Source organism: Kitasatospora sp. NPDC088346 (assembly GCF_044740765.1).
Taxonomy (GTDB): Bacteria; Actinomycetota; Actinomycetes; order Streptomycetales; family Streptomycetaceae; genus Kitasatospora.
This window is the reverse complement of sequence record NZ_JBIURH010000080.1, coordinates 1-22,085: the sequence shown is the minus strand read 5'-3', so window position 1 is coordinate 22,085 and position 22,085 is coordinate 1. Positions and strand designations below refer to the sequence as shown.

Genomic DNA, 22,085 nt, shown 5'->3' with positions numbered 1-22,085 from the left:
GCGGCGGTCACGTTCGCGGCCGCGGCGAGCTCCGCCGGCGGCGCGAAACGGCGGTCCTCCTTGAGCAGGTTCGCCAGACTCTCGTTGCTCAACGCTTGCTCCTCATCGTGTTGCTGGCCATGCGTCAGGATCCGTTCAGGACCGGCAGAAGGCGGGCCACTTCGGCGGCGACGGCGTCGCGGGCGGGGCCGAGGTACTTGCGGGGGTCGGCGACCTCGGGGTGGCTGTCGAGGTAGTCGCGGGCGGCCCGGGTGAAGGCCTTGTTGAGGTGGGTGGAGACGTTGACCTTGGTCATGCCCGCGCTGACGGCCCGGGTGAGGTCCAGGTCGCCGACGCCCGAGGAGCCGTGCAGGACCAGGGGGGCGCTGACGGCCGCGCGCAGCCGACCGATCAGGTCGAAGTCGAGGACGGCGTCCCGGGTGAGCATCGCGTGGGAACTGCCGACGGCGACGGCCAGTGCGTCGACCCCGGTGGCGGCGACGAACGCGCGGGCCTCGTCCGGGTCGGTGCGCACGCCCGGGGCGTGCGCACCGTCCTTGCCGCCGACCTCGCCGAGTTCGGCCTCGACCCAGACACCCCGGTGGTGGCAGTAGGCGGTGATCTCGCGGGTGGCGGCGACGTTCTCCTCGTACGGGAGGGTGGCTGCGTCGAACATCACCGAGGTGAAGCCCAGCGCGACGGCCTCGTGCACCAGGTCCACCGACTCGGCGTGGTCCAGGTGCACGGCCACCGGGACCCGCGCCGCCCTGGCCATCGCGAGCGCGGCCAGGCCGACCGGCTCCAGTGAGCCGTGGTAGCGGGCGGTGTTCTCGCTGATCTGCAGGATCACCGGCAGCCCGGCCGCCTCCGCGCCCGCCACGATGGCCTGGGCGTGTTCGAGCTGGACGACGTTGAACGCCCCCACGCCCACCCCCCGCCCGGCGGCGTCCTGGACGATCTCATCGATGGGTGTCGGCGGCATGGACTTCCTCCACGGGTACGGTGCTGCGCAGGCGATGGTAGGTATCGGCGTCGAAATCGCCGGCGACGGGGCAGGGGACGGCGGCGGCCGACAGGGCCACGGCCTCGCGCAGGATCTCGGGCCAGGACGTGCCGGCCGCGAGTCCGGCGGCGAGCGCCGCGACGCAGGCGTCGCCCGCGCCGGTCGGGTTGCCGGCGAGCCGCTCGGGCGGCGTGGCCCGCCAGTTGCCCTGCGGGGTGACGGCGTGCAGCCCGTCCGGGCCGTCGGAGGCCACCACCGCCAGGGCGCCGGCGCTGCGCAGTTCGGCGGCCGCGGCCGCGAGGCCGCGACCGCCGGTGACGGCGGCGAGTTCGGCGGCGTTGGGCTTGATCACGTCCGGTCCGGCCGCCAGCGCGGCGCGCAGGGCGGGGCCGCTGGTGTCCAGCACGGTCGCGGCGCCGGCCACGCCGGCCAGCGCGACGAGCTGGCCGTAGGCGTCGGCGGGCAGGCCCGGCGGCAGGCTGCCGGCGAGCACCACGACCTCGGCCTCACGGACCAGTTCGGTGTAGTGCGCGGTGAAGGCCTGCCATTCGGCGGGCTGGACCACCGGTCCGACCGGGTTGAACACCGTCGCGTCGCCGTCCTCGCGGGAGACGACCGTGACGGTGCGCCGCGAGTCGGCGGCGATCGGCACGAGTTCGTGCCTCAGGCCGGCCGCTGTCAGCTCGCGGCGCAGCTCCGCCCCGGTGGGGCCGCCGGCCAGCCCGGTGATCGTGGCCGGTTGGCCGAAGGCGGCAAGCACCCGGGCGACGTTGACGCCCTTGCCGCCGGCGCGCTCGTGCACGGCGTGGACGCGGTGCGAGGTGCGCGGGGTCAGCCGGTCGACGAAGTAGGTCACGTCGAGCGCGGCATTGAGCGTGACGGTCAGGATCACAGTGACCCGGCCTTCCTCGGTTCGGCGCAGGCGGCACCGGCCGCGTCGCCGACGGCGTGCCACGCGTTCAGGCCGGCGCCCAGACAGCCGGCCTCGTCGCCGAGTTCGGCCCGGACCACGCCCGGGCGCCGTTGGAAGGTCAGCCGGGCGGCCAGCCGGGTCCGGACCGGATCCAGCAGCAGGTCGCCTGCCTCGGCGAGCCCGCCGCCGAGCACGATCAGTTCGCAGCCGAGCAGGGTGGTGGCGAGGGTGAGGGCGGTGGCGAGCGCGTCGACGGCGCGGTCCCAGACGGCCTGCGCGTCGGTGTCGCCCTGGGCCAGCAGGGCCGCGACCTGGTCGGCGCCCCGTACCGCGCGCCCCGTCCGGGCGGTGTAGGCGGCGGCCACGGCGGCGGCGGAGGCGACCGTCTCCAGGCAGCCGCGGCCGCCGCAGCCGCACACCGGGCCGTCGGGGTCCACCGGGAGGTGGCCGAGTTCGCCGCCGTAGCCGCCGGCCCGGACGGGGTGGCCGTCGTTGACGACGGCGGCTGCGATGCCGGTCCCGATCGCCACGAAGAGGATGTCGCGGGCGCCGCGGGCGGCGCCGAGGGCGGCCTCGGCGAAGCCGCCGGCGCGGACGTCGTGGCCGAGGGTCACCGGGAGCCCGGTGCGCTGTTCGAGCAGCTCGGCCAGGGGCAGGTCGCGCCAGCCGAGGTTGGCCGAGAAGACCGCGAGGGCAGTCTCCTCGTCGACGATGCCGGGGACCACCACTCCGGCCCGGCGGACCGTCAGGCCGCCGGCCGCGGCCCGCTCGGCGAGCTCTCGCAGCGCGGCAGCGATCGCCGCCAGGACCGCGTCCGGGCCGGCCTCGCGGGGGGTCGGGCGGCGCAGCGTCACGAGGGGCTTCAGGTCACGGTCCAGCAGCGCGCCCTTCATGCCGGTGCCGCCGACGTCCAGGGCGATCACGCAGTCGCCCTGGACGGGCCGCTCAGGCACGGGAGTTCTCCAGCACCACGGAGCGGGTGAGGTTGCGCGGTCGGTCGGGGTCGCAGCCGCGGGCCTCGGCGACCGCGACGGCCAGGCGCTGGGCCCGGACGAGGTCGGCCAGCGGGTCCAGGTCCCCGGCGCCGTCCTGGGAGTCGGCGACCAGGGTGCCGCCGACCCGGGCGATGTCGGCGTCCAGCCCGGCCGGCAGCGGGCCGAACATCCACGCCACCCGCCCGGGGCCGGTGACGCTGATCGGCCCGTGCCGGTACTCCATCGCGGGGTACGCCTCGGTCCACGCACCGGCCGCCTCGCGCATCTTCAGGCCGGCCTCCAGCGCGAGCCCGTAGGTCCAGCCGCTGCCGAGGAAGGTGAACTGCTCGGCGCCGGACACCTCGGCCACCAGCGGCTCGGTGACGGCTCGTTCGGCGTCGGCGGCCGCCCGGGCCACGCTCCTCACGCCGGCGGGCAGGGCTCCCTCGGCCTCCAGGTGGGCGCGCAGCAGCGCGAGCACGGTGGTGGCGAAACGGGTCTGGACCACCGACTCCTCGTCGGCGAAGTCCAGCACCGAGACGGCGTCGGCGGCGGTCATGATCGGCGTCGTGGGGTCGGCGGTGATCGCGGCGGTGGGTACGCCCGCGTCGCGTGCCCGGTCGAGAAGGTCGAGCACCTCGGTGGTGGTGCCGGAGCGGGTGATCGCCAGGATCCGGTCGTAGCCGCCGCGCCCCTGCGGGAACTCCGAGGCGGCGAAGGCGTCGGTCACGCCGTGCCCGCCGCTCTCGCGCAGGACGGCGTAGGCCTGGGCCATGAACCAGGAGGTGCCGCAGCCCACGACGGCGACACGCTCGCCGCGCCGGGGCAGCGCGGCGCTGTGCCGACCGAGCGACTCGGCCGCCTGCCGCCAGCAGGCGGGCTGTGAGGCGATCTCGATCGAGGTGCGGGAGGGCGTGGTGGTGGGCACGTGGCGGCTCCATCAGAAGGATCAGCTGATTTGAGTGATTGTGCTTGATTTCTAGCATCTTCGAGCAGAAGTAAGCAAGGCGGTGGCGCATGTGTGCACGCATGAGATTCGGCGTGCAGCGTTTCCCTGCTGCCGGCGAGCCGGCAGCAGCTCCGGGCAGCGCCAAAAAGTCGTGGCCGGACGCCCCCACGTCCGGCCACGACTGTCCTCGCCGAGCGGTTGGCTACTTGACGGATCCCGCGGTCAGGCCGGAGACGACCTGGCGTTCGATGAGCGCGAACAGCACGACGACCGGCAGGATGGCGACGACGGATCCGGCGAAGAGGTAGTTCCACTGGACGGTGTAGTTGCCGATGAAGTTGTTGATGCCGACCGTGAGTGGCTGGCTGCTCGGCACGGTGGACAGGGTCAGGCCCATCACGAACTCGTTCCACGCCGAGATGAAGGTGAAGATGACGGCGGTCACCACGCCGGGCATCGCCAGCGGCAGCACCACCCGGCGCAGCGCGCCGAGCCGCCCGAGGCCGTCGATCATGGCGGCCTCCTCCAGCTCGACCGGGATCGAGCCGATGTAGGCGGTGAGGATCCAGACCGCGAAGGCGAGGTTGAAGGCGGCGTTGCAGAGCACCAGCGTCCAGACCGAGTTGAGCATGTCGAGCTGGAAGAACTCGCGGTACAGGCCGACCAGCAGCGAGGTGGGCTGGAACATCTGGGTGACCAGCACGAGGAGCAGGAAGTACCGCCGGCCGCGGTACCTGACCCGCGCGGTGTAGTAGGCGGCGGGCAGCGCGACCAGCAGCGCCAGCAGGGTGGAGCCGCCGGCCACCAGCAGGGTCACCCGCAGGTTGTCGCCGAGGGTGGAGTCGGTCCACACACCGACGAAGTTGGACCAGGCGAAATGCCGGGGCAGGTAGCTCGCGTCGCGCAGTTCGTCGGCCGGCCGCAGGGCGGTGACGACCATCTCGGCGTACGGCAGCAGGAAGACCACGGCCAGCAGCCAGGCGGCGGCCGCGACGACGAGGGTGCGCGGGCGTATGGTCCGCCTCTTCACAGCGATCCGACCGGCCATCAGCTCTCGTCCTCGTTCCAGCGGCTGACCTTGAGGAAGACCAGCACCATCAGCACGACCAGCGCGAAGTTGACGACGGACATCGCCGCGGACTCGCCGATGTCGGTGTCCTTGAGCTGGTACATGAACACGGTGGTGGTGGCGGTGGCGCTGCTGGGCCCGCCGTGTGTCATGCCCCAGATGATCGGGAAGGAGTTGAAGACGTTGATCAGGTTGATCACCACGCCGACCAGGAAGGCCGGTCGCAGCAGCGGCAGGGTGATCCTGAGGTACGTCTGCCAGGTCGACGCGCCGTCGACCCTGGCCGCCTCGTACACCTCGCCGGGGACGGTCTGCAGCCCCGCCAGCAGGGTGTAGGTGGTGAACGGCAGGGAGACGAAGACGGCGACGAACACCATCCACGGCCAGGCCGTCGACGGGTTGCCGAGCCAGTCCTGGGGGCCGTCGATCAGGCCGAGGTCGGTCATCGCGGTGTTGAGCACGCCGGCCGTCTGGTTGAGCATCCATTTGAAGCCGATGGCGGTCATCAGGACGGAGGCGGCCCAGGGGGCGATGAGCGCCCACCGGGTGAGCCGGCGACCGGGGAACTCCTGGTTGAACAGCTGCGCCAGGGCGAGCGAGAGCAGCATCGTCAGGCCGACCACGGCGACGGTCCAGACCACCGTGGAGAGCAGGACGTGGCCGAGGTCGGGCTCGGCGAAGAGCTTGCGGTACTTGTCCAGGCCGGCCGAGCCGCGGACGAAGCCGCTGCTGCTGATCCGCAGGAACGAGGTGTGGAGCATCTCGTAGACCGGCCACAGGACGACTAGCAGGATCAGCAGGACCGCCGGGGCGATCCAGGGCAGTGGGCCGAGCCGTTCGAGGGCCGCGCGCCGGGCGGGCGGTCGGCCCCGAAGTCGCGGCCGGACGGCCTTGGGAGCAGAGGTGAGGGACACAGGTGGTGCCTTCCGTACGTGAGCCGTGCCCCCGGTGCCGGCGCGCGGGCGGCCGGCACCGGGGCGGGAGCGCCTACTTGTCGGCGGCGGCGTCCTGGGCCTTCTTCTGCAGGTCGCCGAGGACCTTTGCCGGGTCGCCGCTGACCGCGGTGCCGATGCTCTTCTTGATCTCGGCGGACACGGCGTCCCAGCTGGTGTCGCCCAGCGGGTAGAAGGAGGCCTGCGGGAGCAGCGCGAAGAACGGCTCCAGGTCCTTGTGCTTCCCGCTGGAGGTCATGTCGGCGAGGGTGTCCTTGGTGACCGGCATCAGGTTGTAGGTCTCGTCGAACTTCTCGGTGTTCGCCTTGGAGTACACGAAGTCGAGGAAGGTCTTGATCTGGTCCTTGTGGCCGTTCTGCTTGAAGGCCATCATCCAGTCGGCCACGCCGAGGGTGGACTTGAGGGCGCCGGTCCTGCCGGGGATCGGGGCGACACCGTAGTCGACCTTGCCCTCGGTGGACATCTGGATCAGCGAGGGGTGGCCGTTGAGCATCGCGGCCTTGCCGGCGGCGAAGTCCGCGAAGGCGGTCTTGCGGTCGGTGGTCGCCGGGTTGGCGTAGGTCAGCCCGGGGTCCACCAGATTGCTCTTCAGCCAGGAGAAGGTGTCCACGTCGGCCTGGCTGTTCAGCGCGTACTTTCCGGCGGAGTCGGTGACACCGCCACCGTTGCCCAGCTCCCACATCATGCTCTCGCCCTGTGCCTCCTCCGGGCCCAGCGGCAGGGCGTAGGGGGTGACGCCGGGGACCTTGGCCTTGATCAGCGCCGCGTCGGCCTTCACGTCGTCCCAGGTCTGCGGGGGCGCGCTGATGCCGGCCTGCGCGAAGACCGCCTTGTTGTAGAAGAACGCGCGGGCCGAGGAGACGAACGGGATGCCGTACTGCACGCCGTCGACCTGGCCGGCCTTGGCGAAGGTGTCGATGAAGTTGCCGGCCGTGGCGGTGGAGAGTACGTCGGAGGTGGGGTAGAGCAGCTTGTCGGCGACCTTGTCGGCGTAGCCGCCGGTCTGCAGGACGTCCGGCACGTTGCCGCTCTGGATCATCGTCTTGACCTGCTTGTCGATGTCGTTCCAGTTGATCACCTGAACGTCGACCTTGATCTTGGGGTTGCTTGCCTCGAAGGCCTTGACCAGGTCGTTCCAGTACAGCGTGGAGCTGTTGGACGCCTTGTCGCCGTAGTCGGCCGCGACCAGCTTGAGAGTCACCGGGCCGCCGGCGGAGTCCCCGCCGCTCCCGCTGCTGCCGCACGCCGTGAGCGCGAGAGCGCTGATCACACAGACCGCTGAGATGCTGAGTACACGCTTGTTCACTGCCGGAACCACCTTCGTGCCGATGGACCCACACCGTGACAGGGTCCGCTCCTGGGATGTGCAGAGCCGAGAGCAGTCGTCGAAACCGCTGCCGCGTGAGCCAACTGCGGGAATGGCCTTGCCCACGGCCGTCGCACCTGCTGGTTGCCTGGTCCGAGTGGCTGGAGGGGTATGCGCAAGGCGCTGCCCTTGCTGCGCGAAGTTGCTCACAGATGGCTCATTTCGAACAGATCCGAAACTCTGCCGCGAAGTATTCACCACACGGACCAGTAGGTCCAGGCGCCGTTATGGGACCGTTGCGATCACCTGCGCACGTCAACCGGATTCGCCGGTCGTGGATCGTGGTGACGGATGTCGGTGTCCGCCAGGGCCGTTGACGTTTCCTCCCGGCAGGGCGGCACCGTCACCCGCGGCTCGGGTTTCGCGGGTGCTTGAGGCCACTCCACAGAGCGGTGGCCGGCGCCGACGTCGCACGAGCCGTTGAGCTCAGGACCGGACGGAGGCTCCTGTGGGGCGCCGGTGCCGCGAACGGCCTCTACCACCGTGCCGCCACCCGCGCTCCACCCCGGGCGCAACAGAAGGGGACCCTCTGCAGCGCACCGCCAGTACTCTGATCCGACCCACGCCATGCGCCCTACCGCACCTCTGCAGAGCCGCAGGACGCGCCCTCCCAGCGCAAGGAATACACTTCCGGCATGCTCAAAGCTGATCGAACCGCGCGCATCCTCGACCACGTCGCCACCCAGGGCAGCGCCGATGTGCACGCGTTCGCCGAACTGCTCGGCGTGTCCAGGGCGACCGTCCGCCGCGACCTGCAGACCCTGCATGAGCAGGGGCTGCTGCTGCGCACCCGCGGCGGCGCGGTGGCCGGCACAGTCAACCTCGAACTGCCCCTGCTGCACCGGGCCGGCCGTCAGCAGGCGGAGAAGCGGCGGATCGCGCTGGCCGCCGCCGCCCTGGTCCCGGACGGGGCGGTTGTCGGGATGACCGGCGGCACCACGGTCACCGAGATCGCGCGTGCGCTGGCCGAGCGCAGCGGCATCACCGTCGTCACCAACGCGGTCAACATCGCCGCCGACCTGATCGTCCGCCCCGACATCCGCCTCGTGGTGGTGGGCGGCAATGCCCGCACGGCCAGCTACGAGCTTGTCGGCCCGGCCGCCGAGCGCATGCTGGCCCAGTACCACTTCGACATCGCCTTCATCGGCGTCGACGGCCTGACCGCGAGCGAGGGCTGCACCACGCACGACGAGATGGAGGGCCAGACCGACCGGGCCTTCCTGCGCAACAGCGCCCGCTCCGTCGTGGTCGCCGACAACACCAAGATCGGCCGGGTCACCTTCGCCGGGATCTGCCCACTTGCCGAGATCGACGACCTGGTCACCGACGACTTGCTGGATCCCGGGCACGAAAAGGCCATTGCGGAATGCGGCGTACGGGTGCTGCGCGCCTGAGCAGGGCTGAGCCGTCTGCCGGCGACGTACGGGGGGCGCAGCCGACCGGATCGCCCAGGCGGTACCCACCGCCGCCGACAAGCTCAGCGGTGCTGTGAGGATTGCCCCTGATCTGTCATCGGTCCGCTACGGAGTCCCTGAGCAGGCAGACGTCGAAGTCCTGCGGGGGTGAGCCCGGCCGCGCCAGCAACGAACGAGCGCCCGACGGCGCTCCACTGACACGCCGTCGGACGCTCGTCCCGCTCCGGTGCCGCCGCCTCGCGACGGCGCCGGGGTCGGGCGAGAGGTGCTCAGCTGCAGGTGACGCCGGCGGTCCTCCAGGTGGTGGCGTCGACCATGGCGGTGGGGGCGAAGGCCTCGGCGGGCATGGCCTTGCCGTTCCTGAGCCTGTCGTACATGGTCTGGACGGCCAGTGCCCCGACGTCCCTGCCGTTGATGAACAGGGCGGCCTTCATGCCGGTGGGCTTGCCGCCGTTCCAGTCCTTGCACGCGAGGTAGGCGCCGAGGCCGACGCCGATCACGTCGTCGGGCTCGTAGCCGGCGTTCTGCAGTGCGGTGACGCCACCCTGCACGTTCTCGTCGTTGCAGCCGAGGACGATCCAGTGCTTGACGGCGCGGTTGGCGGTGACGGAGGCGGCGACCTTGTCCTGCGCCCCGGTGGGGGTGTTGTCGGTGGCGACGTCGATCCGCTGGATGCTCGCGCCGGCGGTGTCGATGAACGTCTCCTTGGCGGCGTTCACCCGGTCCGCGCACACCGTCACGTCGTGCTTCCAGGCCGAGATGACCCGGGTGTCCGCCGGGTTCCAGTCGGTCTTCTTGTACTCCTCGCCCGCGCGCTTGCCGACCTCGCGGCCCATCTGGGCACCGGAGAAGCCGATCCGCGGCACCAGGTCCCCCTTGGGGCAGGCGGACGGCTCGGGACCGGTGACGCAGATCTGGTCGTCGGAGGTGAGCAGGGCGACCTTGGCGGCCCTGGCGGTCTGCACCACCTGCGGGCCGACGGCCGGGTCCGGGACCACGATGATCAGGCCGTTGCTCTTCTGCGCGATCGCCGACTGCACCTCGCTGACCGTCTTGTTGGCGTCGTTGCCGAGGTTCACCACCTTGAGGTCGATCCCGAGCTCCGCGGCCTTGGCCTTCGCGCCCTCGGCCTCGCCGATGAAGTACTCCTGGTCGCCCTGCTTCTGCAGGTAGGTGAGCGAGATCTTCCCACTGACCTTGGCGACATCGTCGTCGCCGGCCTTCCCGGCCGTCTGGCCGGTCGAACAGGCCGTCAGGCCCAGAGCGACCGCGAGGCCGAGGAATGTGGACGCGCGGAAGCCGCGTGCAGTGGACATGTCGGTGCTCCGTAACGGTGGCGTGGCGCCGTCCGGCGAGGGCGAGGGGTGTGGCGTCGTCCGGCGACGGGGAGGGTGGTGTGTGGCGTCGTCCGGCGACGGGGAGGGTGGTGTGGCGTCGTCCGGCGACGGGGAGGGCTGTGGCGCCGAAGGTGGAGGTGGTGAACCTGCCACGGCGCGAAGGATCCTGATCTCAGGTCAGCAATCCATCAGAACAGACGCCTCTGGAGAGATGCGCCATATGACAGCCTCCGGCATGGGGTGGCGTCAAGGGGATGGCAACCATCCGGTTCGCTCGAGATGCTCTTGTGACAATGCACTGATCTTGCAAGGTGCCCGTATCGGCCGGCCCGGCCCGAGCGCACGCCCGTCCGCCCTCGGCGACAGCACCCGTACTCCCGCACCCGGCCGCGGTAGCGGTCTCCCGCTGCCCGCGGCCGTCGGTTCCTGCTGGTGTTCCCCCGGGCCTGCAACGCCGATGGCGTGCGGCGACGCGGTTCCGAACGCGCGCCGCGTACCGTGCGACAAAGCCGCCCACGAACGGACAAAGCTACGGCCTGGTAGCCCTTGACTCACCCGGGACCCCCTGGCACCTTCATGGTTAAAGTTGCTCGCAACCAGTCAGGTTGAAGCAGTTATGAGCAATCCAGATGGCCCCGCAGAAGTGCGCGCCGCATGTTCCGCCGCCAGGCCCGAACGGCCCGCGGTGCGGCATGTTCCCGGCGGAGGGCGTGTCGGCGGCGTCGCCGGGACGAACCCCAGCGGTCCGATGCCCCGTGCACGTGCCCTCGCCACCGGCGCACATCGCGCTCTCCCGGCCGCCCACATGGTGCGCGGCCCCGCGTCTCCCACCCGAAGGAGCCCAGCATGAGCTGGTCGCACCGGCGAGGCCGAATCCTCGTCGCCCTCACCACAGTCGCCTTCACCCTGCCGCTCACGGCCACGGCCTCCCAGGCCACGACCGCTCCGTCCTCGCCCGCCCCCGCCCCCTACGCCCTGGTGCCGCAGCCGGTCTCGGAGCAGGCGGTGGGCGGCCCGGGGTTCGCCCTCACCCCCCAGACGCGGATCTCCGTCCTCTCCCGGGACTCGCAGGCCATCGGTGTCGGCACCTACCTCTCCAAGCTGCTCGCCCCCGCGACGGGCTACGACCTGCGCGTGGTCAAGGACACCCGGGCGCCGAAGAACGCCGTCGTCCTGGACCCCAACGGCCCCAAGAACCTGGGAGCCGAGGGATACACCCTGACCTCCGACAAGAACGGCGTCGTCATCAGGGCGCACGGGGCCGAAGGCCTGTTCCGTGGTGTGCAGACCCTTCGCCAGCTCCTCCCTGCCGCGGTCGAGTCCCGCACCAGGCAGACCGGTTCGTGGACCGTCTCGCCGGTGCAGATCTCCGACTCGCCGCGGTACGAGTACCGCGGCGTGATGCTGGACGTCGCCCGCCGCTTCTTCCCCGTCGACCAGGTCAAGCGCTATATCGACGAGGCCGCGGCCTACAAGATCAACACCCTGCACCTGCACCTGACCGACGACCAGGGCTGGCGCATCGCCATCGACGCGCTGCCGGACCTGACCAGGATCGGCGCCACCACGCAGAGCGGGTTCACCGGCGGCACCGACTGGTACTACACGGCGGCGGACTACAAGGAGATCGTCGCCTACGCCTCCTCCCGCTTCATGACCGTGGTGCCCGAGATCGACGGCCCCGGCCACACCGACGCCGCCCTGGCCTCGGTGCCCGGACTGAACTGCGACAACAAGGCGAAGGCGCCCTACTCCGGCTTCGACGTCGGCATCAGCCTCTACTGTCTGGAGGACGGGACACACACGGGCAACGTAAGACGCTTCCTGAACACCGTCATCAAGGAGGTGGCCAAGCTCACCCCCGGCCCCTACATCCACATCGGCGGCGACGAGACCCCGGACGCCACCCCGGAGGAGTACGCGGCCTACGTCAAGGCGGCCACTGCGGCGACCGTCGGCCGGGGCAAGACCGTGATGGCCTGGCACCAGCTCGGACAGGCCCCCATCCCCGCCGGCAGCCTCCTGCAGTACTGGGGCGAGGACGACGACCGGGAGAGCATCGGTACCTCGGAGGAGAGCGACAGCGTCCGCTTCGTGCGCAACGGGGTCGCCCAGGACGCCAAGTTCGTCATGTCCCCGTCCGACCACGCCTACCTGGACATGAAGTACGACGTCTCCACCCCCTACGGCCTCAGCTGGTCCGGCTACGTGCCGGTGCAGCGTTCCTACGACTGGGACCCGGCGACCATCACCGGCAAGATGGACGGCACCGGTTCCCTCGTCCCGGCCAAGAAGATCGCCGGCGTCGAGGCCGCCCTCTGGGCCGACCGCGCCTACGAAGGCAGCGGCTCGCTGCCCACCCCGAACACCAACTGGCCCGCACCCCAGGCCTACGCCGACTACATGAGCTTCCCCCGCCTGCCCGCCCTCGCCGAGGTCGGCTGGAGCCCCCAGTCCGCCCGCGACTGGAACGGCTTCCGGCAGCGCCTGGCCCAGCAGGGACCGCGCTGGACGGCGGCCGGCATCGGCTACTTCGCCGCCCCGGGCATCCCCTGGCCCGGCACCGTCACGACCGTGGAAGGCGTCCACGCCATCGAGACCGGAGGCGTCGCCCTGGAGAACGGCGGCTCCACCTCCGACGGCTCCGAACTCCTGCTGTGGGCGACCAACCGCGGCGACAACCAGACCTGGACCATCGCCCGCCAGTCCGACGGCACCTACACCATGACCAACAAGAGGTCCGGGAAGTGTGCCGAGGCGACCGGCGGCGCCGGCGCCGCCGTCGTCCAGCGCGCGTGCAACGGCCAGACCGGCCAGCGCTGGAAGATCACCCCGGGCGACAACGACCAGCAGATCATCGCCTCCGCCGGCAGCGGCCTCGTACTCACCGCCGCCTCGGCCGCCAACGGCGCCAAGGCGACCCAGCAGCCCGACACCGGCTCCGCACTGCAGCGCTGGTCCGTCGACTGACCGACCCTACCGCGAACCACCACCCCACCCCCCATCCCACCCCGCCCCGGCTGCACGCCCGCCGGGGCGGGGTGCCTCCCGCGGCCCACGCCCGCGGTATGGCCGGCGAAGTGGTCGGCCGGGCTGTCGTCCTCGGGAGGTGGTCTCCTGATCGATCGAACGTTTCCGACGAGTAGGCCTTGACGAGCCTGTGCAGCGGGCGTCTTATGGTGTTTATAAGTGTTCGAACGTGTTGGAACATGAGGGAGTCGACCAAGCTCCCCCCGCTGGTTCCGGGCCGTACCGGCTCGGCCCGCCCCTCGGCCCGTCGGTGCAAGCCGAACAGCCCCGAGGCTCGTAGACCCCCCGTCAAACCGCGCAGGTCCACGGGAAGACCCGTCGAAGGACTCCGACACACCGACCGGAGCCACCGACCGAGGGACCCGTCCCCATACCCGCACCGTCCGAGCCGCCGGCCCGAAACGCCGCTCGGCAACGGAACCCGCCAATCGGAAGACAGCACGGTTTCCGCAGGCACGTCACACCCGGAGAAAGCCATGTTCGCGTCCGTCCTCGCCCCGCCCCCGGCGTCCGTACCGGCACCCAGGATCTCCCGCGCCGACCGGCAGGCGAGCCATGGCGCCGCTTGGACCAGCGGTACCGACAGCCTCTGGTACGTCACTGTCCCGGTGACCCTCCCCGACGGCCGGCCCGGCACCCAGACCTTCGTCGAACGCGCCGACACCTGCGACCAGGCCCGGGAGGCGGCCCTCTGCAAGGCGGACACCCCCGACGCCCTGCGCCGCCGCCGCAATGCTCTGATCCTGCCGACCGACCAGGTGAGGACAGAACCCTGGCAGCGCCCGGGCTGGTGGTAGCAGCGTCGCCCACCCGCCGGGCGAAGGACGGGTTCGACCACGGCCCGGCACAGCCCCGTGCCGGCGGCAGGGCCCTTCGCAATGCCGGTCCGGCCCCGCCGGGATCGCGGCCGGGCTGCGGATCGGCCGGAGCGGGGACCGGGCTGCCAGCCGAAGACGTGGTCCGACTGCTCTTCCAGGACTCCGACATCCTGGTGCTCCACAGTCCCCGGTGCAACGGCAACGCGGACGCGAGTGGCAACGTCAACCGGCAGTTCGGCATCGGCGACCTGCGACCCGTGGCCTGGTTCGAGTGGTTCGACAACGTCGAAGTCCGCGATCCCCGTCGCGGCTTCCGCCGCTGACCGGCGGCCACCGCCACCTGCGGGCCGACGAAATCGCAGGTCGGCCGAGTAGGGTGGTGCCCAGCGTCACTCTGCCGGGAAACCGGAACTCGCTGTGATCGCTCAGGGACCGTCCGGCGGTCCGTCCGACGGCCCGTGCGGACGTTCTCGTCTCCGGGGTGCTCGGGCCGGTGTCCGGCGGGAGAAGGACCGTCGGCGCCCCGGCCGCGCGGCACGCCAGGCAGCTGCGCCGCGGTCACCGACGACGACGTGCCGCCGCCCCGCGACGGCGGACCGCCCGTTCCCCGCACCGTCGTGGAGGCGTCGTGACCACTCATCACCGAGGGCGCGTAGTCGTGCTCTCCGTCTGTCTCTGCTTCGCGGCCGTCGGAGTCGGCGCGTGCGGTGGGCAGGACGACGGCCGGGTGGTGCCCGTGTCCCAGGCGGCGTCCGTGCGGGCGGTGGGCGGCATGGACGAGCTGATCAAGCAGGCGCAGGCCGAGGGGCAGCTCAACACGACCACCCTGCTGCCCCACTGGGCGAACTACGGCGGCCTGATGGACGGGTTCTCGAAGAAGTACGGGATCAAGGTCGTCAACGACAACCCGGAAGGCTCCAGTCAGCAGGAGATCGACGACATGAAGCGCTACCACGGGCAGCAGAACGCCCCCGACGTGCTCGACCTCGGCGACTCCTTCGCCCAGTCCGCAGCGGACCAGGGCCTGCTGGCCCCGTACCGGAGCGCCACCTACAACCAGATCCCGGCCTCCCAGAAGGACCACAAGGCCCGCTGGTACAACAGCTACGGCGGCTACGTCGCCATCGGCTGCGACGCCAACCGCGTCAAGACCTGCCCGGTGTCGTTCGCCGACCTGCTCAAACCGGAGTACAAGGGCATGGTCGCGCTCACCGGCGAGCCGACCACAGCAGGGTCAGCCTTCGCCGCCGTGTACGCGGTCGCCCTCGCCAACGACGGCTCGTACGACAACATCCAGCCCGGCATCGACTTCTTCGCCCACCTGGACCGGATCGGCAACTTCAACCACGCCAACTCCAGCGTGGAGGCCATCGCCGCCGGCCAGACCCCGATCAGCATCGAGTGGGACTACCTCAACCTGCAGCACGCCGACGGGCTCCGCCCGGCCGGTGTGGACTGGAAGGTGGCCATCCCGTTCGACGGCAGCTTCGCCCAGTACTACGCGCAGGCCATCAACAAGGACGCCCCGCACCCGGCCGCGGCCCGGCTCTGGGAGGAGTACCTCGCCTCCCCGGAAGGCCAGAACCTACGGCTCGTCGACTACGCACGCCCCGTCCTGATGGACGTCATGGCGCACAACGGCACCCTGGACGCCGCACTCGCCGCGAAACTGCCGACGGTCGAGGGCACACCCTTCTTCCCGACCCAGAGTCAGCTGACCACCGCACTGAAGGTCGTCAAGACCAGCTGGCCCACGGCCGTGCCCGGATGACCTCCCCCGGACGCCGGGAACGGGTCGGCGCTCACCGCGCGGTCGCCGCCGCGGCGCCCGACAAGCCCCCGCCCGCCCCGCGTTTGCGAACAATTGCGCGGCCGGTGCCCAGGTGGAGATCCACCCGGTAGACGGGGTGGCGTCCATGAGTCCCGCCGCCGGGACGTCTCGCACCGGGCGATCAACGTGCGTGGTGCCTGGGACGGCAAGGTCGACGCCTGGGACAAGAGCCCGGACGGCCCGGGCGCCTGCGATGCCCGACATCATCTGGGACGAGGTCGTCACCCACCCGGGCTCCGACTACGAGGCCTACGGCTACGTCACCCACATCGGCTTCGCCGCCGGGATCCCCCGGCATTTCGACCTGCGAGCGCAGCTTTCGCCCGGTGGTCGGCACCGTGAGAAGGGGAGGGAGGTGATGTCATGTACGAGCCATGCATGGGTGCTTCCAGGGCAAGAATCCGGCGAACGAGCGGACGGGACCGTCTACCGGCAGACGATCCGCCCGAGCAGCAGGAGAATGCTGGATGAGCGAGCCGGACGCCGGGTGGATCCGGCCGGTTCGAGCCGAGCGGATGCGAAGGGTCGTGGGCCGGTGCAGACGGTGGCGGTTGAGAACTGGGCGGCAGACTGGGCCCGGCGGGCCAGGGAAGTGCCGAACGGCCGGGTCGCGGCCGGGTTCCTGGTCGACCTCGTCGCCGATCCGAGGCAGCACCTCGCCCGGACCACGACCTTTCCGGTGACGGCCGCGGCCGCGGCCCTGCGTGTCGAACCGGGCCTCCTCCGTCAGGCCCTCCGCGACCTGGCCGACGCGGGCCTGCTCACCCTGGCCTGCCACGACACCGGAGAACCCGGGGGCGAGGTCGCCGCGGTGACCCTCACCCCGCCGACCCCCCACCCCGAACCGAAGGGTCCACACCGTGACCATCGGTGACCTGCCACCCGAACCACCCGCCCGCGGTCGCCCGACGGCACCCCCGGCCCATCCCCGGCGGGGAGCAGCGACAGCACCGGCGCCGCCGCCGACCTCGCAGGCGCCCTGGACGACTTCACCGAGCGAACCGCCACCCCCGACACCAATCGCGACATCCGGCTGACCGTTCCGCGAGGGCTTGGCCCTGCGCGACCTGGTCACCTGGCTCGACGCGTTCCCGGACCCCGGGTCATGGAGTGCCAGAATGCGGCGGGCTTCGCTCACGCTGTCAGCCGCCGACGCAGACCTTCTGCGCCATGAGCTTCAGCCGCCGTGGTCGGAGTCTGTCCCGGCGGGCGCGCGGGATGTACCGGGCCTGCTCAGTCCCGCACTCTCAACGCCTCCTCGGAGAACCAGGTGAGGGCCTCTCGAAAGCGGTCGAGGCTGGCGCCGGTCAGGACGTCGATCGGGAAACCGGGCCGACGGCGGCCGATGTCCCCTGCATCGATGTTCGGCTGTACGCCGGGTACCGCGTTGATGCGGTCGAGTAGCCCTATCGGGAGCTCGGGCTGGGTGAACGGCTCCCGGCGGCTGAGGTGCTCGAACACCACCTCGACCCCGCCGGAGCCGGGGCTGCTCGGCGAAGTTCGGTTCCGAACTTCGCCCAACGGCTCTGCCGCCCCGGGTGGATGGCACGCATCGCCGTTGGGTACGCTTGGGTCACCCGAAATGATCAAGAACATGGGGGAAACAATGCTCTTTGCTCGTAAGGCACTTGTCACTGCGTCAATAGCGCTGTCGGCCGTTGTCGGCACCCTTGCCACGGCTTCTCCGGCGAGCGCGGGAATCTCGACCGGCTCGGACAGCGTCGGCGACTGTGACGCCCAGTGCCTGGTCCTCTACTACAACACCGGCTACGGCGGCTCGCACACGACCATTCACTCCACCACCCCCGGCGGCGGTGAGGGCGTCTACGACCTGTCGGTGTACACCTTCCAGAGCGGCGGTGCCGGGCAGGGGAAGAGCCTGAAGAACAACGCAGCCTCGGCGAAGGCCCGGATCTGGGGTGTCGACTCCAGCGTGACGGTCTACTTCAACAGCGGCTATGCCGGCCCCTGCGACAAGTTCCACAGGACCGAGTACCCGGTCGCCTGGCAGCTCTCGAACACGTACAACGAGAACGCGTCGGTGTACTTCCGGAACATTCCGGTCGACCAGGGCTGCGTCAACTTCGGTTGATCGGAGTCATGAATTCGTGGCGGCCGCGTACCCACGCGGCCGCCATATTCCTTGTGGAGAGATGTGGATGACTGTGGGGAGACAGGGCTTTCCGACCGGGGCATCACGCGCTCTGGTGTTTGTCGCGGCCGCGCTCATGGCGACGGCCTCCTGCTCGGCACCCGGGGGCCGAACCGGCGGTGAGCCCGGCGGCCGGAGCGTGGACGTCCGTCCCTCGGCCGTGCCCTCGGGCCGCGTTTCCATGCCTATCGAGAGGTTCGCCCTCACCGCAGAGGAGTCCGGCGCGGTCGACCGGGCCAAGGTCCTCCTGGCCAACGAGTGCCTGGGAGGCTTCGGTCTGGACTACCGGATACCGGAGCACTCGCCACCGGGTGCCGAATCCTCCAGGCGCTACGGGATATCGGACCGCGAGGTCGCCCGCGACCTCGGATACCACCTCCCGCCGCCGGCCGGCGGGGCGGGCGCCGCCAAGCAGCCCACCGAGGCGCAGGAAGCGATCCTGTTCGGAGCGACTCGTGCGGGAGAACCGCGGTCGACCGCCCCCGACGGCCGCCCGATTCCACCCGGCGGCTGCTACGGGGATGCCGAGGCCCGACTGGACGGCGGCCCGCGCCCCGAGGCCGACATCGCCGCCGCGGCGGCCGTCGACAAGGAGAGCTTCAAGCAGTCCCTGGCGGACCCGACGGTCGTAGCCGCCTTCCACACGTGGTCGACCTGCATGGAACGCCACGGCTACCGGTACCAGGACCCCATGGCATCCGTCGGGGATCGGGCGTTCGACACCGCGGAGCCGACGGAGCGCGAGAAGGCCGTGGCTCTGGCGGACATGGACTGCAAGACCGAGACAGGTCTGCTGAAGACCTGGAGTGCGGTTGAGGCGGGGATCCAGACGCGCATGATCGAGGAGAACTCCTCGGCCCTGAACAGGCTGAGCGCCTTCCAGAAGCGCAAGATCGGCCTTGCCCGCGAGGTGATCGCACGCCTCGGCGGCTGAGCGGCACCCCGACACGGCGAGGGCCGTGTGCGGTCTCCGGAGCATGAGGATCTCCACCCACGTCCCCGCTGTCACGCAGGGCATCGGCGCGGCCGCCCGGGAGGATCGCCGACGGTAGCCGGCGGACCGTCAGTTGACCGACCGGTCAGGGTACGTGCGACAGCGAGGGCCGGGGGCCACGGACAGGCAGCGACGGGCCGCGCCGCCCGGGGCCTGTCCGGGGTTCGGACCAGGTGGCGGGTCGAAGGCCGCCACTGCGACCACTTGGCGAACACCGATCGCGTCCGCTCGTCCTCCCGAGACTTGGTCATCGTCGTGAACTTGGTGTCGATGGCGAGCCCGTGTAGTTCGCGATCGGCGACTCCTGCACGAAGTGGGCGCCGTATCCGTAGCCGCCGGAGTTGTAGTCCAGGCGTTCCATGATCACATTTTCATGATCGCTGTATCGCCGCCGTCTCACCTCCAGGGCCCAGTCCCGTGTGACAACGGGGTTATCCGGCTGATACGCGCCCTTCCTAGGTTGGTCCCGAACCGGACCGGTTCCACCGATTCCGGACCGTGGTTCCTCAGCGGGACCACGCGGGACCACGCGGGACCACGTGCATCGCTGCTCCCCTGCTCGAACCGAAGGATGTCTCATGCGAACCAGCCGGCTGCGCACGTCGCGCCTGCGCAAGGCCGCAGTGCGAACCGCCCTGGTCTGCACGGCGGCCGTCACCGCGCTTGCCACGTCCGGTACCGAAGCGATGGCCCTGCCCGGCGGCATCACGGCCGCCAGGTTCACCCTCCCCCAGCCCAACTGGTACGCGGGAGCGTCCGTCAGCGCGGGCAACAACGCGAGGCTGACGTTCCAGTCCGATGGCAACCTCGTCCTCTACGCGGTCAGCGACACCCAGGACTGGCCGCTGTGGGCGAGCGGAACCGACGGCATGGGGGTGACCCACGTCAACTGGTCGCAGTCCGGCTACATCAAGCTCGAGAACAGCACCGGCGGCGTGGTGTGCACCATCGGTGCACCGAGCCCCGCCCCCGGCGGATCCGCCCGGGTGCAGGACGACGGCAACTTCGTCTTCTACGACACCGACGGCCGCCCCACCTGGGCCAGCGGCACCTACAACCAGAGCGTGGGCAACCGGAACTACTGCAACACCTGATCGACCCGAAGCACCGCGACACCCACAGCCTCCGCCGCGCCGCCCCGCGCTGCGCCGTTGCGCGGCGGCCCTTCGGAAGGACCCTCGTGACACCCAGCAAGTCCGGTCGCCCCACGGTCCGCAGGCGCATCCTGCGCACCGCCCTCGTGGGCACGGCGATCGCCTGCGCGATCGGTCTGACCGCCACCGACGCGTCGGCCGCCGCCTTCGTCGCGGACTTCACGCTCTCCCAGTCCGACTGGACCGCCGGTGACAGCGTGGCGGCGGACAACGGCATGTCGCAGCTGGTCCTCCAGCCCGACGGCAACCTGGTGCTCTACAAGTTCACCGGAGCCGAGAGCTACCCGGTCTGGGCTTCGGGGACCAGCGGCGACGGCGTCGTGCGGGTCGACTGGTCTCGGTCCGGATACGTCAAGCTCCTCAACTCCTCCGGTGGCATCGTCTGCACCCTGGGCGCGCTCAATCCGGCGCCCGGCGGCCACGCCGAGCTCCGGAACGACGGCAACCTCGTCTTCCTCAACAGCAGCGGCAATGCCACCTGGGACACCGGCACCTCCCACGGGACCGGCAACCGCAACTACTGCTACACCTGATCGGACCCATCCGCCGGACACCTCCGCGACGCACAGGGCGCTGACCCGGGATGCCTCTGCTCCCGGGGCGGCGCGCTGTGCGTCTCCGGTCAGGCACACCCGCTCCCTGTGCAACAATCTGATGATCAGCCATCTGGTGCGCGTTCCACATTGCCGCAGGTCAGCAGTGGGACCCGGGGGTTCGTGGCAGCGAGACCGGCTACGGCTGACGGCAACTCAGCTGAGGGGGAATCGGGGGATGTCGGTACCAACCGTGGGCGGCGAAGGGGAGTCCGTTGCCCCGTAGGCCACGCCCGCTCAACCCGGACGACGGCCCACTGCAGGCGTTCGCCTACGAGCTGAGGTGTCTGCGGCAGGCGGCCGGGAACCCGACCTACCGGGCACTCGCAGTCACCGCGGGCTTCAGCGCCACGACGCTGAGCGACGCCGCCGGCGGCGTGCGCAGGCCCACCCTGGACGTGACGCTGGCGTATGTCGGCGCCTGCAGTGGCGATGTCGAGCTCTGGGAGAAGCACTGGTACGCACTCGACCGCCGGCTCGCCGGCAGCACCGGAACCGACACCCGGGTCCGGCCGTCGAGTGGGCAGGCCGCACTGACCGTCTCGGAGGTGATCGAGCCGACGCAGGCGGACGCCGAGAACCACGCCCCGGTGGCGGACGCGTTCCAGAAACCGGGCTTCGAGCCCGAGTCGGTCGACGGCGATGAGCCGGGAGCACCGCATCGGCGTCCGTGGCGGTCGCGGCTGCCCGTCATGGCCGTCGCCCTGGCGCTGGTGCTGACCGGCCTGCTCGTGGGTCTCAAGCGCGGGTCCGGCGACACCGAGACGGTCTCCGGACCGGGCTGTCCGGTCGGTCCGGCCGGCGGGGCCCTCTTCCAGGGCACGACCTACGCCGGGAGCACCCGGGTCCGCAGCAGCGCCAGCCGCAGCGCACCGGTGACCGACGAGATCCCGCCCGGGTGCACGGTCCAGTTCGTCGGCTTCTGCATCGGTGACGCCGAGACGGACCTGACGGCCGGGACTCCCGATGCGCGCTGGTTCAAACTGGGCAGCGGCGGCATGGTCCCGTCGGGGATGGTGCACGGCAATCCGCCGTGGGAGTCGAGGCCGGACCGCTGCCCGGGCGAGTTCCCGGCTCCGTCGTCGATCTCCCTGGTGGCCGCGCCACGCCCCTCCGACCCCGAGGCCGTGGAACTGCGCGCCAGCGGTTCCTACCTCGGCATCGTGGGGTTCGCCGGGTACTTCTCCGACAGCGGCCAGGCCGTGCCCGTGCCGCGCTGGCACCAGCTCGGCCTGATCGGCGTCGGCGTCGACGGGTTCGTGCTCCCCTGGCGGATCGCGAAGCCGACGGCCGATCAGGGCCCGATCCAGCTGGTCGCCGTCGCCTGCCTGGGTGGGGACGGCCCCACCGACGTGCTGGACGCGCTGACCCTCCCCCCTGCGGATCCCACCCGGACGCGGCCGCTGTCGCTGGGCGAGGGCGAGCGGAGCGCGGCCGCACGGACGGCCTGCCGCTACCCCGCCTAGAAGGCTCGTGAAGATCTTGGGTTCTGGCCCCGCCGCGTGAGCGGCGGGGCCAGACTGCTTCTTGTGGCAATGGGGGAATGGGCCGGGGA

The 22,085-nt window shown here is 70.9% G+C and carries 20 protein-coding genes; 11 read left to right on the top strand and 9 right to left on the bottom strand.

Features of this window, described 5'->3' with window-relative positions:
• Positions 1–124 precede the first annotated feature (124 nt).
• From ACIOFR_RS39645 to ACIOFR_RS39615, 7 genes are all read right to left on the bottom strand, one after another.
• Entirely contained in the window at positions 125–961 is an 837-nt protein-coding gene (locus ACIOFR_RS39645) for a ketose-bisphosphate aldolase (RefSeq protein ID WP_401005302.1), read from the bottom strand.
• Complete coding sequence (locus ACIOFR_RS39640) at positions 939–1,874, bottom strand: 1-phosphofructokinase family hexose kinase (protein WP_401005300.1); 936 nt, start codon at positions 1,872–1,874, stop codon at positions 939–941. Before ACIOFR_RS39640 ends, ACIOFR_RS39645 begins: the two co-directional genes overlap by 23 nt.
• A complete protein-coding gene (locus ACIOFR_RS39635) occupies positions 1,871–2,848 on the bottom strand; it encodes an ROK family protein (RefSeq protein WP_401005298.1) in 978 nt (325 codons plus the stop codon). Before ACIOFR_RS39635 ends, ACIOFR_RS39640 begins: the two co-directional genes overlap by 4 nt.
• Positions 2,841–3,797 carry an SIS domain-containing protein gene (locus ACIOFR_RS39630; protein ID WP_401005296.1) on the bottom strand — a complete coding sequence of 319 codons (957 nt, stop codon included), beginning with the start codon at positions 3,795–3,797 and terminating at the stop codon, positions 2,841–2,843. Before ACIOFR_RS39630 ends, ACIOFR_RS39635 begins: the two co-directional genes overlap by 8 nt.
• 223 nt (positions 3,798–4,020) lie before the next feature.
• The gene (locus ACIOFR_RS39625; RefSeq protein ID WP_401005294.1) at positions 4,021–4,866 is read right to left on the bottom strand and encodes a carbohydrate ABC transporter permease; all 846 of its coding nucleotides are present in this window, start codon (positions 4,864–4,866) and stop codon (positions 4,021–4,023) included.
• A complete protein-coding gene (locus tag ACIOFR_RS39620; protein ID WP_401005292.1) occupies positions 4,866–5,801 on the bottom strand; it encodes a carbohydrate ABC transporter permease in 936 nt (311 codons plus the stop codon). The genes ACIOFR_RS39625 and ACIOFR_RS39620 overlap by 1 nt, the downstream gene beginning before the upstream one ends.
• Before the next feature lie 73 nt (positions 5,802–5,874).
• A complete protein-coding gene (locus ACIOFR_RS39615) occupies positions 5,875–7,146 on the bottom strand; it encodes an extracellular solute-binding protein (RefSeq protein WP_401005291.1) in 1,272 nt (423 codons plus the stop codon).
• Between the two features lie 695 nt (positions 7,147–7,841).
• On the opposite strand from ACIOFR_RS39615, the gene ACIOFR_RS39610 reads away from it, so the two are divergent.
• Positions 7,842–8,600, top strand: a complete 759-nt coding sequence (locus ACIOFR_RS39610; protein WP_401005289.1) for a DeoR/GlpR family DNA-binding transcription regulator — start codon at positions 7,842–7,844, stop codon at positions 8,598–8,600.
• Positions 8,601–8,890: 290 nt separating this feature from the next.
• Here ACIOFR_RS39610 and ACIOFR_RS39605 read toward each other — a convergent pair whose 3' ends face one another.
• Positions 8,891–9,937: a substrate-binding domain-containing protein gene (locus ACIOFR_RS39605; protein WP_401005287.1), complete on the bottom strand. Its 1,047-nt coding sequence runs from the start codon at positions 9,935–9,937 to the stop codon at positions 8,891–8,893.
• An 867-nt stretch (positions 9,938–10,804) separates the two neighbouring features.
• Between ACIOFR_RS39605 and ACIOFR_RS39600 the strand changes: the two genes are divergently transcribed.
• The 5 genes from ACIOFR_RS39600 to ACIOFR_RS39580 all read left to right on the top strand — a co-directional run bounded on the left by ACIOFR_RS39600 (position 10,805) and on the right by ACIOFR_RS39580 (position 16,511).
• Positions 10,805–12,928: a family 20 glycosylhydrolase gene (locus ACIOFR_RS39600; protein ID WP_401005286.1), complete on the top strand. Its 2,124-nt coding sequence runs from the start codon at positions 10,805–10,807 to the stop codon at positions 12,926–12,928.
• A gap of 536 nt (positions 12,929–13,464) precedes the next feature.
• The gene (locus tag ACIOFR_RS39595) at positions 13,465–13,785 is read left to right on the top strand and encodes a hypothetical protein (protein WP_401005284.1); all 321 of its coding nucleotides are present in this window, start codon (positions 13,465–13,467) and stop codon (positions 13,783–13,785) included.
• Positions 13,786–13,943: 158 nt separating this feature from the next.
• Positions 13,944–14,129, top strand: coding sequence for a hypothetical protein (locus ACIOFR_RS39590; protein ID WP_401005282.1), 186 nt, complete (start codon positions 13,944–13,946; stop codon positions 14,127–14,129).
• A 335-nt stretch (positions 14,130–14,464) separates the two neighbouring features.
• The gene (locus ACIOFR_RS39585; protein WP_401005280.1) at positions 14,465–15,577 is read left to right on the top strand and encodes an ABC transporter substrate-binding protein; all 1,113 of its coding nucleotides are present in this window, start codon (positions 14,465–14,467) and stop codon (positions 15,575–15,577) included.
• 253 nt (positions 15,578–15,830) lie between these two features.
• Positions 15,831–16,511 (top strand): hypothetical protein, encoded by a 681-nt coding sequence (locus tag ACIOFR_RS39580; RefSeq protein WP_401005278.1) that lies wholly within the window; start codon positions 15,831–15,833, stop codon positions 16,509–16,511.
• A gap of 359 nt (positions 16,512–16,870) precedes the next feature.
• Here ACIOFR_RS39580 and ACIOFR_RS39575 read toward each other — a convergent pair whose 3' ends face one another.
• Positions 16,871–17,233, bottom strand: a complete 363-nt coding sequence (locus ACIOFR_RS39575) for a hypothetical protein (protein WP_401005276.1) — start codon at positions 17,231–17,233, stop codon at positions 16,871–16,873.
• Here ACIOFR_RS39575 and ACIOFR_RS39570 point away from each other — a divergent pair.
• The 5 genes from ACIOFR_RS39570 (at position 17,220) to ACIOFR_RS39550 (ending at position 21,996) form a co-directional block, all read left to right on the top strand.
• Positions 17,220–17,729, top strand: coding sequence for a hypothetical protein (locus tag ACIOFR_RS39570; RefSeq protein WP_401005274.1), 510 nt, complete (start codon positions 17,220–17,222; stop codon positions 17,727–17,729). The two genes, ACIOFR_RS39575 and ACIOFR_RS39570, sit on opposite strands and share 14 nt — an antisense overlap.
• Before the next feature lie 241 nt (positions 17,730–17,970).
• Entirely contained in the window at positions 17,971–18,723 is a 753-nt protein-coding gene (locus ACIOFR_RS39565; protein ID WP_401005273.1) for a hypothetical protein, read from the top strand.
• A 638-nt stretch (positions 18,724–19,361) separates the two neighbouring features.
• Positions 19,362–19,877, top strand: a complete 516-nt coding sequence (locus ACIOFR_RS39560; protein ID WP_401005271.1) for a hypothetical protein — start codon at positions 19,362–19,364, stop codon at positions 19,875–19,877.
• Positions 19,878–19,963: 86 nt separating this feature from the next.
• The gene (locus ACIOFR_RS39555; protein WP_401005269.1) at positions 19,964–20,470 is read left to right on the top strand and encodes a hypothetical protein; all 507 of its coding nucleotides are present in this window, start codon (positions 19,964–19,966) and stop codon (positions 20,468–20,470) included.
• Positions 20,471–20,745: 275 nt separating this feature from the next.
• On the top strand, positions 20,746–21,996 hold the full coding sequence (locus ACIOFR_RS39550) for a hypothetical protein (RefSeq protein ID WP_401005267.1): 1,251 nt from the start codon (positions 20,746–20,748) through the stop codon (positions 21,994–21,996).
• The last annotated feature ends 89 nt before the right edge of the window (positions 21,997–22,085 follow it).